The sequence below is a fragment of the Streptomyces sp. CB00455 genome, assembly GCF_001905445.1.
Taxonomy (GTDB): Bacteria; Actinomycetota; Actinomycetes; order Streptomycetales; family Streptomycetaceae; genus Streptomyces.
In genome coordinates this window covers 598,940-615,208 of record NZ_LIVQ01000001.1, presented here as the reverse complement: position 1 = coordinate 615,208, position 16,269 = coordinate 598,940, and the positions used below count along the sequence as shown (strand labels likewise).

At 73.5% G+C, this 16,269-nt stretch carries 17 protein-coding genes; 15 read left to right on the top strand and 2 right to left on the bottom strand.

Annotated features, from left to right (window positions below):
• Positions 1–41 precede the first annotated feature (41 nt).
• From AMK16_RS02925 to AMK16_RS02865, 14 genes are all read left to right on the top strand, one after another.
• Positions 42–1,826, top strand: a complete 1,785-nt coding sequence (locus AMK16_RS02925) for a nickel-dependent hydrogenase large subunit (RefSeq protein ID WP_073908132.1) — start codon at positions 42–44, stop codon at positions 1,824–1,826.
• The gene (locus tag AMK16_RS02920; protein WP_073908129.1) at positions 1,823–2,341 is read left to right on the top strand and encodes a hypothetical protein; all 519 of its coding nucleotides are present in this window, start codon (positions 1,823–1,825) and stop codon (positions 2,339–2,341) included. Before AMK16_RS02925 ends, AMK16_RS02920 begins: the two co-directional genes overlap by 4 nt.
• On the top strand, positions 2,338–3,018 hold the full coding sequence (locus AMK16_RS02915) for a DUF5947 family protein (RefSeq protein ID WP_073908127.1): 681 nt from the start codon (positions 2,338–2,340) through the stop codon (positions 3,016–3,018). The genes AMK16_RS02920 and AMK16_RS02915 overlap by 4 nt, the downstream gene beginning before the upstream one ends.
• Positions 3,015–3,722 carry a DUF6084 family protein gene (locus AMK16_RS02910; RefSeq protein ID WP_073908125.1) on the top strand — a complete coding sequence of 236 codons (708 nt, stop codon included), beginning with the start codon at positions 3,015–3,017 and terminating at the stop codon, positions 3,720–3,722. Before AMK16_RS02915 ends, AMK16_RS02910 begins: the two co-directional genes overlap by 4 nt.
• Positions 3,719–5,233, top strand: a complete 1,515-nt coding sequence (locus AMK16_RS02905) for a hypothetical protein (RefSeq protein WP_242438538.1) — start codon at positions 3,719–3,721, stop codon at positions 5,231–5,233. Before AMK16_RS02910 ends, AMK16_RS02905 begins: the two co-directional genes overlap by 4 nt.
• Positions 5,230–5,748, top strand: coding sequence for a hydrogenase maturation protease (locus AMK16_RS02900; protein WP_073908123.1), 519 nt, complete (start codon positions 5,230–5,232; stop codon positions 5,746–5,748). The genes AMK16_RS02905 and AMK16_RS02900 overlap by 4 nt, the downstream gene beginning before the upstream one ends.
• Positions 5,745–5,852 carry a DUF6893 family small protein gene (locus AMK16_RS38475; protein ID WP_443333526.1) on the top strand — a complete coding sequence of 36 codons (108 nt, stop codon included), beginning with the start codon at positions 5,745–5,747 and terminating at the stop codon, positions 5,850–5,852. Before AMK16_RS02900 ends, AMK16_RS38475 begins: the two co-directional genes overlap by 4 nt.
• Positions 5,853–5,963: 111 nt before the next feature.
• Positions 5,964–6,359 carry a hydrogenase maturation nickel metallochaperone HypA/HybF gene (locus AMK16_RS02895; protein WP_073908121.1) on the top strand — a complete coding sequence of 132 codons (396 nt, stop codon included), beginning with the start codon at positions 5,964–5,966 and terminating at the stop codon, positions 6,357–6,359.
• Between the two features lie 3 nt (positions 6,360–6,362).
• On the top strand, positions 6,363–7,199 hold the full coding sequence (gene hypB, locus AMK16_RS02890; protein WP_079191280.1) for a hydrogenase nickel incorporation protein HypB: 837 nt from the start codon (positions 6,363–6,365) through the stop codon (positions 7,197–7,199).
• Entirely contained in the window at positions 7,199–9,622 is a 2,424-nt protein-coding gene (hypF, locus tag AMK16_RS02885) for a carbamoyltransferase HypF (RefSeq protein ID WP_073908119.1), read from the top strand. The genes hypB and hypF overlap by 1 nt, the downstream gene beginning before the upstream one ends.
• Positions 9,591–9,941 (top strand): HypC/HybG/HupF family hydrogenase formation chaperone, encoded by a 351-nt coding sequence (locus AMK16_RS02880; RefSeq protein ID WP_073908117.1) that lies wholly within the window; start codon positions 9,591–9,593, stop codon positions 9,939–9,941. The genes hypF and AMK16_RS02880 overlap by 32 nt, the downstream gene beginning before the upstream one ends.
• Positions 9,938–11,083 carry a hydrogenase formation protein HypD gene (hypD, locus tag AMK16_RS02875; RefSeq protein ID WP_073908115.1) on the top strand — a complete coding sequence of 382 codons (1,146 nt, stop codon included), beginning with the start codon at positions 9,938–9,940 and terminating at the stop codon, positions 11,081–11,083. The genes AMK16_RS02880 and hypD overlap by 4 nt, the downstream gene beginning before the upstream one ends.
• Entirely contained in the window at positions 11,076–12,137 is a 1,062-nt protein-coding gene (gene hypE / locus AMK16_RS02870) for a hydrogenase expression/formation protein HypE (RefSeq protein ID WP_073908113.1), read from the top strand. Before hypD ends, hypE begins: the two co-directional genes overlap by 8 nt.
• Before the next feature lie 98 nt (positions 12,138–12,235).
• A complete protein-coding gene (locus tag AMK16_RS02865; protein WP_073908111.1) occupies positions 12,236–12,487 on the top strand; it encodes a DUF6158 family protein in 252 nt (83 codons plus the stop codon).
• A gap of 30 nt (positions 12,488–12,517) precedes the next feature.
• On the opposite strand, the gene AMK16_RS02860 is transcribed toward AMK16_RS02865, so the two are convergent.
• Together AMK16_RS02860 and AMK16_RS02855 are read right to left on the bottom strand one after the other, a co-directional pair.
• Positions 12,518–13,015 (bottom strand): DUF6328 family protein, encoded by a 498-nt coding sequence (locus AMK16_RS02860; RefSeq protein ID WP_073908110.1) that lies wholly within the window; start codon positions 13,013–13,015, stop codon positions 12,518–12,520.
• Positions 13,016–13,253: 238 nt separating this feature from the next.
• Positions 13,254–14,633, bottom strand: a complete 1,380-nt coding sequence (locus tag AMK16_RS02855) for a helix-turn-helix domain-containing protein (RefSeq protein WP_073908108.1) — start codon at positions 14,631–14,633, stop codon at positions 13,254–13,256.
• Positions 14,634–14,772: 139 nt separating this feature from the next.
• On the opposite strand from AMK16_RS02855, the gene AMK16_RS02850 reads away from it, so the two are divergent.
• Positions 14,773–16,152 carry a M64 family metallopeptidase gene (locus tag AMK16_RS02850; RefSeq protein WP_073908106.1) on the top strand — a complete coding sequence of 460 codons (1,380 nt, stop codon included), beginning with the start codon at positions 14,773–14,775 and terminating at the stop codon, positions 16,150–16,152.
• The last annotated feature ends 117 nt before the right edge of the window (positions 16,153–16,269 follow it).

The window sequence follows — 16,269 nt, the reverse complement described above, 5'->3', positions numbered from 1 at the left end:
GTTCTCGAACTCCGCACCGAAGAAGGGTCACGGCAGACACGATGGCACCGAAGACGCAACCGGCCGGGGACGGCAGCGGCCTGGTGGAGATGGCCTGGGATCCGATCACCCGGATCGTCGGCAGCCTGGGCATCCACACGAAGATCGACTTCAAGCAGAAGCGGGTCGCGGAGTGCTACAGCACCTCGTCCGTCTTCCGGGGCTACAGCGTGTTCATGCGCGGCAAGGACCCCCGTGACGCCCACTTCATCACCAGCCGCATCTGCGGCATCTGCGGCGACAACCACGCCACCTGCTCCGTCTACGCCCAGAACATGGCCTACGGGGTGAAGCCGCCACCGCTCGGCGACTGGATCATCAACCTGGGCGAGTCGGCGGAGTACATGTTCGACCACAACATCTTCCAGGAGAACCTGGTCGGGGTCGACTACTGCGAGAAAATGGTCCGCGAGACCAACCCCGGCGTCCTGGAGCTGGCCGAGCGCACCCCCGCGCCGCACGCCGGCGAGCACGGCTACAAGACCATCGCCGACATCATGCGCTCCCTCAACCCCATCGAGGGCGAGTTCTACCGCGAGGCCCTCCAGGTCAGCCGCTACACCCGCGAGATGTTCTGTCTGATGGAGGGGCGCCACGTGCACCCCTCCACCCTCTACCCGGGCGGCGTGGGCACCATCGGCTCCGTCCAGCTCTTCACCGACTACATGACCCGCCTCATGCGGTACGTGGAGTTCATGAAGCGCGTCGTCCCGCTCCACGACGACCTCTTCGACTTCTTCTACGAGGCACTGCCCGGGTACGAGGAGGTCGGCCGGCGCCGGGTGCTGCTGGGCTGCTGGGGCGCGCTCAACGACCCCGAGCACTGCGACTACACCTACGCCAACATGACCGACTGGGGACGGAAGATGTTCGTCACCCCGGGCGTCGTCGTCGACGGCAAGCTGGTCACCACCGACCTCACCGAGATCAACCTCGGCATCCGGATCCTGCTCGGCAGCTCGTACTACGACGACTGGCAGGGCCAGGAGCAGTTCGTCACGCACGACCCGCTCGGCAACCCGGTCGACCCCCGCCACCCGTGGAACCAGCACACCATCCCCGCCCCGCAGAAGCGCAACTTCGACGACAAGTACAGCTGGGTGATGTCGCCCCGCTGGTTCGACGGCAAGGACCACCTCGCGCTCGACACCGGCGGCGGCCCCATCGCCCGCCTCTGGGCCACGGCCCTGGCCGGACTCGTCGACGTCGGCTACGTCCAGGCCACCGGCCACAGCGTCGTCATCAACCTGCCGCGCACGATGACCAAGCCCGAGACCCGCTTCGAGTGGAAGATCCCGAAGTGGAGCAACGCGCTGGAGCGCAACCGCGCCCGCACGTACTTCCAGGCGTACTCGGCCGCGATCGCCCTGCACTGCGCCGAGAAGGGACTCGCCGAAGTGCGCGCCGGACGCACCCAGACCTGGGAGAAGTTCGAGGTGCCGGACGAGGCGGTCGGCGTCGGTTTCACCGAGGCCGTACGGGGCGTGCTCTCCCACCACATGGTGATCCGCGACGGCAAGATCGCCAACTACCACCCCTACCCGCCGACCCCGTGGAACGCCAGCACCCGCGACACCTACGGAACCCCGGGACCGTACGAGGACGCCGTCCAGAACACCCCGATCTTCGAGGAGAACACCCCGGAGAACTTCAAGGGGATCGACATCATGCGCGCCGTACGCAGCTTCGACCCCTGTCTGCCCTGCGGAGTCCACATGTACGTGGGCGGCGGCAAGACGGTCAAGACGATGCATGTGCCCACCGGCCTGAGCGGACTGGGCGGATGAGCGCGGCAGTCGACGCCCGGCAGGCCGGACGACGCGTCGAAGAGGTACTCGACCGGCTGGCCGCGACCGGCGAGCGGGAGGCGTGCGCCGCCGCCGAGGAACTGGTGCGCGTCCTCATGGACTTCTACGGCGCCGGCCTCGCCCGCATCGTGGGGCGCCTCGGCGAAGAGTCCCTGCGCCCGCTGCTGGAGGACGAGCTCGTCGCGAGCTTGCTGGCCCTGCACGACCTCAACCCCGAGGACGTGCAGACCCGGATCGCCCGCGCCCTCGCCGCCGCCGACGAGCCCGTCGAAGTGCTCGGCTTCGACGGGACGAGCGGCGTCCTGCGGCTGCGCACCGAGAACGCCGGCACGGGCTGCGGCTGCGCCGGCACCGGCGCGGGGCAGGCCGTCGAGGACTCCCTGGCCTGCTTCGCGCCCGAGGTGACCCGGGTGGAGCGGGAGCCGGCCGCGGCCCCCCAGCCCGCCCTGCTCCAGATCTCCCGCCGGCCGCCCACCCCGGCGCAGGTGCCGTGAACGGGCACCCCGCCCGCACCGGCGGCGCGGCGGCACCGGCCGCACGCGGCGGACTGCGCCGGTTCACGGGCCCCCGCGCGCCGCGCCCCGAAACCTGCGAACTGTGCGGGGTGGCGGTGCCGCAGGACGGCCACCGCCACCTCGTGGAGACCGAGCAGCGGGCTCTGGTCTGCGCCTGCACCGCCTGCGCCCTGCTGTTCGACCGGCCGGGCGCCGTCACCGGGCGCTTCCGCGCCGTCCCCGACCGCTACCTCACCGACCCCGACCACCGGCTCGACGACGCAGCCTGGGAACGCCTCCAGATCCCCGTCGGCGTCGCCTTCTTCTTCCACAACGCGGCACTCGACCGCCTGGTCGCGCTCTACCCGAGCCCGGCCGGCGCCACCGAGAGCGAACTAGACCCCGAGACCTGGCAGGCTGCGCTCGGCGCCGGACGGCTGGCCACGCTGCTCGAATCCGACGTGGAGGCGCTGCTGCTGCGCCGTTTCGAGGGGCGCACCGCGTGCTACCTCGTGCCGATCGACGTCTGCTACGAACTGGTGGGCCGCATGCGGCTGCTGTGGCAGGGCTTCGACGGCGGCGCCGAAGCCCGCGCCGCCCTGTCGGAGTTCTTCGAGCAGGTCGAGCGCCGGTCCAGGGCAGCCGTCGCGAGCCCGGCGGAGGCACGCCTGCCATGACACGGTTCACCTTCGCCTGCACCGGCGTGCGGGCCGACGCCCACGCCGCCGGCCCCACGCTCGTCTTCCGGCTGCGGATCACCGCCGCCGGGGAGGAGCGGGTGCACGCCCTCGCACTGCGCTGCCAGATCCGCATCGAACCGGCCCGGCGCGGCTACGGCCCCGCCGAGGCCGAAGGGCTAGCCGACCTGTTCGGCGAGCGCAGCCGCTGGGGCACCACCCTGCAACCCGTCCAGTTCGCGCAGGTCGCGCTCATGGTGCCCGGCTTCACCGGGGAGACCGAGACGGACCTGGTCGTCCCCTGCACCTACGACATGGACATCGCGGCGAGCCGCTACTTCAGCGCCCTGGAAGAGGGCGAGGCGCCGCTGCTGATGCTGTTCTCGGGCACCGCCTTCGTCGGAGCCGGCGGCTTCCGCGTCGAACCCGTTCCCTGGGACCGCGAAGCCTCCTACCGCATGCCCGTCGCCGTGTGGCGGGAGATGGTCGAGCAGCACTTCCCCGGCTGCGGCTGGCTGCGGCTGCCCCGCGAGACCATGGCCGAACTGCTCGCCTTCCGCTCCCGGCACGCCCTCGCCTCCTGGGAGACGACCGTACGGGCCCTGCTCGACGCGGCGGCGGCCCCCCAGCCGCTGCCCGCGCCCCCCGGCCCCCTGCGACTGGGCGGCGTACGGCCGGACGTCACCGAGAGGACCCCGACATGACGACGACGGCCGCGACGACCGCCACGGATGCGACGACCGCCACGGCCGGTACAGCCGCGACGACCCGCGCGGAGGCGACGGACGCGCGCTTCGCCACCGCCCGGCAGGTGGCCGACGCCGTCCTCTTCGAGGGCTACGTGCTCTACCCCTACCGGGCCTCTGCCGCCAAGAACCGGCTGCGCTGGCAGTTCGGCGTCCTGGTCCCGCCCGCGTGGGGGCCCGCCCACGACGAGCACGCGCGGATGCAGACCGAGATCCTGATGGAGCCCAAGGGCGGGCCCGGCCTGCACGTCGAGCTCCGCTTCCTGCACGCGCAGCGCCGTACCGTCCAACGGCTCCTGGAGGACGGCACCTTCGCCGAGGTCGCCGAACTGCACCTGCCCGACCGGGTCCTGGTCCCCTGGGACGAGGGCGCCGAGGAGCGGGTCGAACTCACCGTCACGGCAGCGGAACTGGCGGGGGAGGGCGTCACCCTCCCCTTCCGCCGCCCCGCCCGCGAACACACCGAGCCCGTACTCGACACGGCCGGCCGGCCCGTCGGCCGCCTGCTGCGGCGCACCGAGGAGGTCGAGGGCGTCATCCGGCTGCGCGCCGCCGAACTCGACGGCCCCTACCGGGTGTCCCGGCTGACCGCCGTGGTGGAGAACACCAGCCCGTGGACCCCCTCGGACGGCGACGCCGACCGCGACGCCGCCCTGCCCCGGTCACTGGTGGCCGCCCATCTCCTGCTGGGCCTGGACGCCGGCTCCTTCCTGTCCATGACCGACCCGCCCGAGTGGGCGAAGGGCGCCGTCGCCGCCTGCGTCAACCGGCACACCTGGCCGGTGCTGGCCGGCGAGCCCGGCCGCGCCGATGTGGTCCTGTCCTCCCCGATCATCCTGGAGGACCACCCCGCCATCGCGCCCGAGAGCGCGGGCGCCATGTACGACGCCACGGAGATCGACGAGATCCTCGCCCTGCGCACGGCGGCACTGACCGACCAGGAGAAACGCGAGGCACGCGGTACGGACGCCCGCGCCGCCGCCGTGATCGACCTGGCCGACTCCATGCCCCCCGAGGTACTGGAACGGCTGCACGGCGCGGTGCGCGCCCTGCGGGAGATCACCGGTCCGGGCGCGGCGGACCCGCCCCCGGGTCTGCCCGAACTCCTCCGGGAGGTCCCGGACGACGACCGGGAGGCGGAGGAGGGGGTGTTCAGGCCGGACACCCCCTGGTGGGACCCGGCCCGCGCCGACACCCCCGACCCGGCCCGCGACCGGATCCCGATCGACGGCGTCCCGGTGGGCGTCGGCAGCCGCGTACTGCTGCGCCCCGGACTGCGCCGCACCGACGCCCAGGACCTCTTCCTCCAGGGCATGGCGGCCCGGGTGGAGGCAGTCCTGCACGACGTCGACGGGGGAGTGCACCTCGCGGTGACCGTCGAGGACGACCCGGGCGCGGACATCCGCCGCGAGCAGGGCCGCTTCCTCTACTTCCAGCCCGACGAGCTCACCCCCCTGGAGGACGCGTGAGCGGCAGGACGCTCGTCGCGGGCATCGGCAACGTCTTCCTCGGCGACGACGGCTTCGGCGTCGAGGCCGTACGCGAGCTGTCCGCCCACCCGCTCCCGGACGGCGTCGAGGTGGTGGACTTCGGCGTCCGCGGAGTCCACCTCGCCTACCAGCTCCTCGACGGCTACGACACGCTCGTCCTCGTCGACGCCACCGCACGCGGCGGCGCCCCCGGCACGCTCTACCTCATCGAGGCCGACGGCCGCGGCGCCGCCCCGGCCGGCGGCGCCGTCCTCGACGGCCACCACATGTCCCCCGACGCCGTCCTCGCGCTGCTGGGCACCCTGTGCGCCGGCACCGGCACCTCGCCGCCCCGGCGGACCCTGGTCGTCGGCTGCGAACCCGCCTGCGTGGAGGAGGGCATCGGCCTGAGCGGGCCGGTGGCCGCGGCCGTCCCGCAGGCCGTCCGCATGGTCCTGGAGCTGCTCGGCCCCGAGGCCGCGAGTCCCCTACGCGAACTGAGGAGAACCCCATGAAGAAGACCGTCATCGGCGGGGCCGCGGCCGCCGTCGTCCTCGTCGCCGTCCTGATGCAGGTCCTCCCCGACATCAAGCGCTACCTGCGGATGTCCCGGATGTGAGCCCGGCCCGCCCCGCCACCCGAACGGCGTAGGGGCGTGCCGCGCCTCGGCGTGCCCGCCCGCCCCGCCCCCGTCCTGCCGGTGTAATGAGCCCCGGCAGGACGGAGTCCGATGCACGAGATGTCGATCGCCATGGCCGTCGTCGGCCAGGTGGAAGAAGCGGCCCGGGCCGGTGGTGCGAGCGCCGTCACCGCGGTCAGGCTCCAGATCGGAGAGCTGGCCGGAGTGGTACCCGACGCCCTGGCCTTCTGCTTCGAACTGGCCTGCGCCGGCACGGTGCTCGAAGGCGCCGCACTCGACACCCAGACGGTGGCGGCCCGCGCCCGGTGCGGTGCGTGCGCGCGTGAATGGCCCACGGGCATGCCCCCCGGACTGTGCTGCCCCGATTGCGGGCGGGCCACCGACGTCGAACTGCTCGCGGGCCGGGAGCTGCAGATCGTCAGCGTGGACTGGGAAGACGCCCCCGCCCGCGCCGCCACCCGTGAACCGATCTCCGAGGAGGCCTGAACCATGTGCCGAGTGGTCGATCTGCGGCAGGCGGTGCTCGCCAAGAACGACGGGGTCGCGCACGCCCTGCGCGCCGAACTCACCGCACGCGGAACCGCGGTCGTCAATCTGCTCTCCAGCCCAGGCAGCGGCAAGACCGCGCTGCTGGAGCGCGAACTGCTCCTCGCCCGTGAGCGCGGGGTGCCGGTCGCCGCGCTGACCGCCGACCTCGCCACCGAGAACGACGCGGTGCGCCTCTCCCGTTCGGGAGTACCGGTCAAGCAGGTGCTCACCGACGGGCTGTGCCACCTGGAGGCCGGGATGCTCGGCCGCCACCTGGACGGCTGGCTGCCCGGGGACACCCGGATCCTCTTCGTGGAGAACGTGGGCAACCTGGTCTGTCCGGCCTCCTACGACCTCGGGGAGTCGCTGCGCGTGGTCCTCGCCTCGGTGACGGAAGGGGAGGACAAGCCCCTGAAGTACCCGACCGCCTTCGGCCTGGCCCAGCTGGTGGTGGTGACCAAGACGGACATCGCCGAAGCCGTCGGCTTCGACGAGGCGTCCTTCCGGGCGAACGTGCAGCGCGTCAACCCCGGTGTGGAGGTGGTGCTGACCTCCGCCCATGCGGGGGAGGGCCTGGGGGTGCTGCTGGAGCGTGCCTTGGCGGTCGGCGCGGGCGGGACGCCGCACACCCCGGTCATGGCACGAGGGCAGAACGGCCACGGGCACCTCCACGGGCACCTCCACGGCCACGATCACGGCGACGGCGATCAGGACGAGCACGAGCACGGCGACGGCGACGCGGAGGGCGACGGCCCCGACCCCGGCCACGACCACCCGCACACCATGGTGCGAACCTGATGGAGGCCGTCCAGCGCCGCCGGGTCACCGTCCGCGGCGTGGTGCAGGGCGTGGGTTTCCGGCCCTACGTGTACACCCGTGCCACCGGCCTCGGCCTCGCCGGGCACGTCACCAACACCCCCGAAGGGGTCGTCGCCGAGATCGAGGGCGCGCCCGACGCCGTGACGCGGTTCTGCGAGCGCCTCGCCGCGGAGGCGCCCCCCCTGGCCGTCGTGGACGCCGTCGACCACTGCGAGATGCCGGTCGCCGGCGGCGCCGGCTTCACGATCGTCGCCTCCCGCACCGGGGGTCCCGCCCGCACCCTGATCTCCCCGGACGTCGCCACCTGCGCCGACTGCCTCGCCGAACTCGCGGACCCGGCCGACCGCCGCCACCGGCACCCCTTCATCACCTGCACGCACTGCGGGCCGCGCTTCACCATCGTCACCGGACTGCCGTACGACCGCGTCCACACCACCATGGCCGGCTTCCCCATGTGCCCCGACTGCGCCCGCGAGTACGCCGACCCGGCCGACCGGCGCTTCCACGCCCAGCCCGTCGCCTGCCCCGCCTGCGGACCCCGCCTGCGCCTCCTCTCCGGACACCCGCCGCGCGAGGTGACCGGGGCCGACCCCGTCGCGGAGGCCCGCCGCCTGCTGGCCGCCGGAGCCGTCCTCGCCGTCAAGGGCCTCGGCGGCTACCACCTGGCCTGCGACGCCGGCCACCCCGGCGCCGTGGCCGAGCTGCGCCGCCGCAAGGGCCGCGGGGACAAGCCGTTCGCCCTGATGGCCCGCGAGCCCGCCGACATCGAGCACCTCGTCCACACCGGCCCCCGCGAGCGGGCCCTGCTCACCGGACCCGTCCGGCCGATCGTGCTGCTGCGCCGCCGCGCCGACGCGGACGCCCCCGCGCACGCCCTGGCCGAGGGGGTCGCCCCGCGCTGCCCCGACCTCGGTGTGATGCTCCCGTACACGCCCGTGCACCACCTGCTGCTCGGCCTGCCCGGCGACCCGCCCGGCCCCTGTCTGCTCGTCATGACCAGCGGGAACCTCTCCGGCGAGCCCATCGTCACCGACGACGACGAGGCCCTGGACCGGCTCGGGCCCCTGGCCGACGCCTGGCTCACCCACGACCGCCCGATCCACGTGCCCTGCGACGACTCGGTGGTCCGCGTCTGCGACGGCGAGCCGCTGACCGTACGGCGCTCGCGCGGCTACGTCCCGCTGCCCCTCGCGCTCCCGCTGCCCGTCCCCCCGGCCCTCGCCGTGGGAGGGGACCTGAAGAACACCTTCTGCCTGGGCGAGGGGCGCCGGGCCTGGCTGTCCGCGCACATCGGCGACATGGACGACCTCTCCACCCAGTACGCCTTCGAACGCGCCGAGCGGCAGCTGGAGTCCGTCACCGGCGTCGCCCCCGCGCTGCTCGCCGCGGACCGGCACCCCGGCTACCGTTCGGGCCAGTGGGCCCGGCGCGCCGCCGGGGGGCGCCCGCTGGTCCGTGTGCAGCACCACCACGCGCACATCGCCTCGGCGATGGCCGAACACGGCCTGGACGGACGCCGCAAGGTGATCGGCGTCGCCTTCGACGGCACGGGTTACGGCGACGACGGCGCCGTCTGGGGCGGCGAGTTCCTCCTGGCCGACTACGCGGGCTTCACCCGCTTGGCACACCTCGCCTACGTCCCCCTCCCGGGCGGGGACGCCGCCGTCCGGCGTCCGTACCGCATGGCCCTGTCCCACCTGCGCGCCGCCGGCCTGGCCTGGACCCCGGACCTGCCCTGTGTCGCCGCCTGCCCGCCCGACGAGCTACGGGTACTGGAGCGCCAGTTGGGGCGGAACCTGAACTGCGTCCCCACCTCCGCCATGGGCCGCCTCTTCGACGCCGTCTCCTCCCTGGCGGGCATCTGCCACCACTCCGGGTACGAGGCGCAGGCCGCCATCGAGCTGGAGTCCGCCGCGCACGCCGTTCCCGGCACGCGCGCCGCCTCCGCGGCGGCCGGCGCCGGGCCCGGATCCGCGTACGCCTTCGCCCTGCGCGTGCCCCCGGAGGGCGGGGACCGTCCGGTCGTCGCCGATCCGGCCCCGGTCCTGGCCGCGGTGGTGGCCGACCTCCGCGCGGGCGCCTGTGCCGCTGTGATCGCCCTCCGCTTCCACACCGCCGTGGCCGCGCTCGTCGGCGCGCTGTGCCGGCGGGCCCGCGAGCGCCACGGCCTGGACACCGTCGCCCTGACCGGCGGCGTCTTCGCCAACACCCTGCTGTCCTGCGCCTGTGCCCGCGGCCTGGGTGAGGACGGCTTCACGGTCCTGCGCCACTCCCACGTCCCCCCGAACGACGGCGGCCTGTCCCTCGGCCAGCTCATGGTGGCGGCAGCGGTGCAGGCCACGGAAGACCCACCACAGCGAGGAGAGACCCATGTGCCTGGCGGTACCCGGCCGAGTGCTTGACATCGGGGAGAGGGACGGCACCCGCATGGCGACCGTCGACTTCGGCGGCGTACAGAAGGAGGTGTGCCTGGAGTACCTGCCGGACCTCCAGGTGGGCGAGTACGCCATCGTGCACGTCGGCTTCGCCCTCCAGCGCCTGGACGAGGAGTCCGCCCGGCAGACCCTCGACCTCTTCGCCCAGCTCGGCATGCTCCAGGAGGAGTTCGGCGATCCCTGGGAGGCGGCCGCGGCGGCCGGAGGCGGGGAGTGGCCCTTCGCGGACGACCCGGAGCACAAGGCACCGCACACGCCGATCCGGCAGGAGGAGGCCCAGAAGTGAAGTACATCGAGGAGTTCCAGGACCCCGAGCTCGCCCGCCGCCTGCTCGACGACATCCACGCCACCGTGACCCGTCCCTGGGCCCTGATGGAGGTCTGCGGCGGCCAGACGCACACCATCATCCGGCACGGCATCGACCAGCTGCTGCCGGACCTGGTGGAGCTGATCCACGGACCGGGCTGTCCGGTGTGCGTCACCCCGCTGGAGGTCATCGACAAAGCCCTGGAGATCGCCTCCCGTCCCGAGGTGATCTTCTGTTCCTTCGGCGACATGCTGCGCGTGCCGGGCACCGGCCGCGACCTCTTCCAGGTGCGCAGCGAGGGCGGGGACGTACGGGTCGTCTACTCACCGCTCGACGCGCTGAACATCGCGCAGCAGAACCCGCGGCGCGAGGTGGTCTTCTTCGGCATCGGCTTCGAGACCACCGCGCCGCCCAACGCGATGACGGTGTACCAGGCGAAGAAGCTCGGCATCCCCAACTTCAGCCTGCTGGTGTCCCATGTCCGCGTTCCCCCCGCCATCGAGGCGATCATGCGGTCGCCGAGCTGCCGGGTCCAGGGCTTCCTGGCCGCCGGGCACGTGTGCAGCGTGATGGGGACGGGGGAGTACCCGGAGCTGGCGGAGCGCCACCGGGTGCCGATCGTGGTGACGGGCTTCGAGCCGCTCGACATCCTCGAAGGCGTACGGCGGGCCGTGTACCAGCTGGAGCGCGGCGAGCACACCGTGGACAACGCCTACGCGCGCGCCGTGCGCCCTGAGGGCAACCCGGCCGCGCTCGCCATGCTGCGGGACGTCTTCGAGGTCACCGACCGCGCCTGGCGGGGCATCGGAACCATCCCCGACAGCGGCTGGCGGCTGTCGGACCGCTACCGGGAGTACGACGCCGAGCATCGTTTCCAGGTGTCCGGCATCAACACCCGCGAGCCCGCGGCGTGCCGCAGCGGCGAAGTCCTCCAGGGACTGATCAAGCCGCACGAGTGCGAGGCCTTCGGCACCCTGTGCACCCCGCGCAGCCCGCTCGGCGCCACCATGGTCTCCAGCGAGGGCGCGTGCGCCGCGTACTACCTCTACCGCCGACTGGAACTCACCCCGGCCCCGAAGGCCGGTACCGCCGCACCGCTGGAGGCGAGCCCCGTTGTCTGAGACCGCACTCGACATCACCGGCTGGACCTGCCCGGCCCCCCTGCGCGACCGTCCCCGTGTGGTGATGGGCCACGGGGGCGGCGGGGCGCTCTCGGCCGAGCTGGTCGAGCACCTCTTCGCCCCCGCCTTCGGCGGTGAGGTGCTGGCACAGCTCGGGGACTCCGCGGCCGTGTCCCTGGGCGGTGTCCGCCTGGCCTTCTCCACCGACTCCTACGTCGTGCGCCCGCTGTTCTTCCCGGGCGGCAGCATCGGCGACCTGGCGGTCAACGGCACGGTCAACGACCTGGCCATGAGCGGGGCCCAGGCCGCCTACCTGTCCTGCGGCTTCATCCTCGAAGAGGGCGTCGAGGTCTCCGTGGTGGCGCGCGTGGCCGAGGCACTCGGCGCCGCCGCGCGGGCCGCCGGCGTGGAGGTGGCCACCGGCGACACCAAGGTCGTCGAGGCGGGCCACGGCGACGGCATCTACGTCAACACCGCCGGCATCGGGCTCATCCCGGACGGGGTGGACCTGCGCCCCCAGCGCGTGGTCCCCGGCGACGTCGTGATCGTCAGCGGCGAGATCGGCCTCCACGGAGTGGCGATCATGAGCGTCCGCGAGGGCCTGGAGTTCGGGGTCGACATCGAGAGCGACTGCGCGCCGCTGGGCGGTCTCGTCCAGAGCATGCTCGCCGTCACCCCGGACCTCCACGTGCTGCGCGACCCGACCCGCGGCGGGCTGGCGGCCTCCCTGAACGAGATCGCCGTCGCGTCGGGGACCGGTGTCGTCATCCAGGAGGGCCGGGTGCCGGTCCCCTCCGCCGTCGCCAACGCCTGCGCGATCCTCGGCCTCGATCCGTTCTACGTGGCCAACGAGGGCAAGCTGGTCGCCTTCGTCCCCCGCGAGCACGCCGACGCCGTCCTCGACGCCCTGCGCGCCCACCCGCTGGGGCGCCGCGCGGCGGTGATCGGCGAAGCCGTCGCCGACCACCCCGGGATGGTCGTGGCCCGCACCGGCCTCGGCGGCACCAGAGTGGTCGACCTGCCGATCGGGGAGCAGCTGCCGCGCATCTGCTGAGCCGCCCGACCGGGACGAAGCGCCCGGCGCGGTGGATGATGGAGGCGGAGGGCCGCTTCGCCCAGGGCCGACCCCAGCGCGGAGGAGGTGTGCGTGCCATGACGGAGCACGACGGCGGTCCGGCGGCGCGGAATCTGGAGGAGGGCCGCCTGCTCAAGGAGCTGGAGGCCATCCACCGCACGCGTCACGAGACCCTGCTGCACGGATCGGACGACGCCCTGGTCACCCACACGCGGCGGATGAACGAGCTGGAGCACGAGTACGTACGCCGCCACCCCGAGCGGGCCCCGCTCGCCGGCCGTACCCGCTCGGGCGCCCGGGCCCGTACGGGGGAGGAGCCCGGCGCGTAGCAGGTTCCCGCCACCCGTGGCAGGTACCCGCTAGTCCTGCCGGGTGTAGCGGGCGCGCGCCCACAGCGGCAGGGCGAACCAGCACGTCAGGTACCACGCCAGTACACCGGCCACCAGGTACGGCACGACGGCGTTGTGCATGGCCACCCGCAGCACCAGGAAAAGGGCTGCGGTGAGGGTGGCCAGCAGCAGGACGATGCCGACGAACGTCATCCGCGAGGCCCAGGCGACCGCCTGCGGTTTGATGTGGCGGCCCGAGACGATGCGGTGGAAGGCGACCGGCCCGATCAGCGCGCCCGTCGCCAGTGACGCGAGGACGACGGTGACGATGTAGAGCGTCTTGTCCGTCTGGGGCAGGCCCTCGAAGTGCGGGGTGAAGACGACGGTGAGCAGGAAGCCGAAGAGGATCTGCACGCCGGTCTGGGCGACGCGTATCTCCTGGATCAGCTCCTGCCACCGCCGGTCCGCGCGTTCCTCCTCGCTCTCGTCCCTGCCGTCGCCCCGCACGGCGTCCCTGCCGTCCGTCATCGTGTGACCCTCCCCTGCGGTGTGTTCATATGCCAGCCCTTTACCCGGGTCTTCCCTGCTCATGCCCGGCGCGGCCCCGCCGCGGGGGCGTGGAACGCGCCGCCGTGGACCCCGCGCCCGACCCGCCGAGTGCCAGGTCCCATAGGGCGGCAGCTCGCCGCGCGGCCCTCCCCGCCGCGGATCGCGCCGCGGACCGGCCGAGGGAGGCCACTGCGTCTTGCGGCCACCACCGGGGCGCTCATGTCGCGCGACCTCCGACCCACCGAGAACCACTGACCCCGCCCGGCCGGAACGCGGGCGCGGCGGGCGCCGGGCCCAGCGTGGTCGTGCCCGGAGCCGCCCGGTGGCCGAGACCGGTGCGGTAGGCGTCCAGGGCCGCCTCGGTCCGCCCGGTGCGGCGCAGCAGGTCGCCCAGCAGTCTGCACAGGTCGGCGAGGTCGCCCGTGGCCCCGCTGCGCTCCAGCAGGGCCAGTGCCTGCACGTAGTGCTCCTCGGCGGCTTCCGGCTCGCCGCGCTCCTCGGCCATCAGGCCGAGGAGCCGGTGCGCGCCGCCCGCGTGCACGGCGCCGTGCCGGTCCCCGAGCTCCAGCACCCCCGCGAGCAGCTCCGCGGCCTCTCCGTACCGGCCGAGCCGGCGCAGCACGTCGGCCAGCTCGACCTCGACCTGTGCCGTGTACAGGGCGGCACGCCGGGCGGACAGCATCTCCCGGGCCGTGCGCAGCTCCCGCTCCGCCACCTCCAGTTCGCCGTTCTGGGCCTGCACGTAGCCGCGCATCCAGTGGCACTGGGCGAGATCGGCCCGCAAGCGCAGCTGCCCGTAGATCGACTGCGCCTTGGCGAGCGAGGCGTCGGCATCGGCCACCCGGCCCTCGGCGAGGAACGTCCGCGCCACCTGCCGGTGCATGCCCGCCACCAGCGCCGGATCGCTGACCTGCGGGGCCAGCGCGAGGGCGAGCTCGGCCGCGTGGGCGGCGCGGGCGTGCGCGCCCATGTCGATGTACGGGCCGATCACCGCGGCGTAGAGCAGGACCAGCGCCTCCGGGTCCGCCAGTCCGCTCGTCCCCAGTTCGTCGATGGTGGACTCCAGCAGGTAGCAGGCGTAGCGCAGCTCGCCCGTGAGCAGGTGAGCGACGGCGCGACCGCGGATCGGGCGGGCCCGGCGGGGGAGCGGCTCGTCCGCCAGGAGGCGCTCCGCGGCCTCGAAGTGAGTGATCGCGAGGGTGAGTTCCCCGGATTCCAGGGCGCAGTCCCCCAGCCCTAGCAGCGCCTCGGCCTGCTCGGGCACCAGCGTGAGGTCCTCCGCCTCGTCGAGCAGCTGCCGGTAGCGGACGGCGGCCTCGTCGGCCGCGCCGGTGGCCAGGGTCTGCTGGGCGTCGGCGAGGGCGAGCCGCAGTTCGGTGGCCAGGTGGGCGGGGCGCCCCGTCGCCAGCTCCTCGTACGAGGTGCCCAGGCGGCCGGCGAGGAAGCGCAGCGCCGCCTCGGAGGGGCGGACCTTGCCCGACTCCAGGGTCGACACGTAGGCGGGTGTGTAGGCCGGCTCAGCCAACTGCTTTTGCGTCAGGCCTCGTTCGCCGCGCATCCGCTGAACCCTGCGGCCGATGACGCCCGGTTCGTCCATGGAATCCCCCTGGTTGCTCGAACTCCCCAGTATTCAGGGGGAGCGGGCCATTGCGCACGTCCCGCGGGCCACCTAATTTAAGCAACCGCTTCACTCCACTTGTCTCAGCACTTAACTTCGTTCCCAGGGGGAGGACTTCATGCGTCCAGCCAGACGCCCTGCCGGCCGGCCCGCCATCCGCTCGGCCCTGCGCGGCGCCGTCGCGACGGTGTGCGCGGCCGCGGTGCTCGCGGCCGCCGGACCGGCGGCCGCCGAGGTGGCCGCGGCCGACGTGCCGGTGAAAGCCGGCGTGGAGGTCGAGATACCGGGGCCGGAGCACGGCGGCGACGCCGGGTCCGGCCACACCCGCGTACCGGCCGCAGGTGTCCGCGCCAAGACCGCGCGCGGCCTCTCCGCGGCCGAGCGGGCGGTGGACGGCGCGGTCGCCAAGATGATCGACAACGGCCCCGTCGCGGACCGCCTGGACGTCGTCGTCATCGGTGACGGCTACACGGCGGCCGAGCTGGACCGCTTCCACGCCGACGCCCGGCGCAAGTGGGACGAGGTGACGGCCGTCGAGCCCTACACCACCTACCGGAACCTCTTCAACGTCTGGACGGTCGACGCCGTCTCCCGCGAGTCCGGGGTGTCCGGCGACCCGGGCGCGGGCGAGGTCCGCGACACCGCGCTGGGCTCGTACTTCTGGTGCGAGGACATCGAGCGGCTGCTCTGCGTCGACCAGCCCAAGGTCGACGCGTACGTGGCGAAGGCACCGGCGGCCGACCTGGTCGTCGTCCTCGCCAACAGCGCCAAGTACGGCGGCGCCGGCTACAACGAGCGCAGCGCCACCCTGGGCTACGAGGGCATCTCGACCGCGTCGGCCGGCCACGCCAAGTCCGGACAGGTCGCCATCCACGAGACCGGCCACTCGCTCGGGAAACTGGCCGACGAGTACTTCTACCCGGGTGTCCCGGGCTACGAGCAGTACACCGGGCCCGAACCAGCCGAGGCCAACACCTCCACCCTCGCCGCGCAGGAGATGGCCGCACAGCGGGCCAAGTGGTACCGCTGGCTCGGCGAGCCGTCGCCGGACGGCGGCACGGTCGGCGCCTACGAGGGCGGCGGCTACTACGTGGGCGGCCTGTACCGGCCCACGGACAACTCGATCATGCGGGTGCTGGGCAAGCCCTTCAACCTGCCCGGGGTCGAAGCGATGATCGCCGGGTTCCACCGGCACGCGAGGACCGTCACCCCGCTGACCCCGACCGACCGCACCCTGCGCGTGCGCCACACGGCGAAGGCGGCCGTGCCCCGCCTGGCCGCAGCGGACGGACGTCAGCTCGTCGTCCGGTGGTTCCTGGACGGCCGGGAGCTCAGGAGGTTCGAGGGCCGCACGGCGGTGCCGGTCGCCGAGCTGTGGCTGTTCGACCTGCGCGTGCACCGGCTGTCGGTCACGGCGCAGGACCGCACGCCCTCGGTGCGCGACCCGCGGATCGCCGGCACCCTGCGTTCCACGGCCGAGTGGACCGTCCGGCTCTGAGACGGTGTCCGGGCAGAGCGGCGATCCGGCGGGACCGGCGCGCGGCAGCGCCGTCCTCACGCATGACAGCCGTGGCGCCGTGACCGGGGGTGTCCACCGGTCACGGCGCCACGGCTG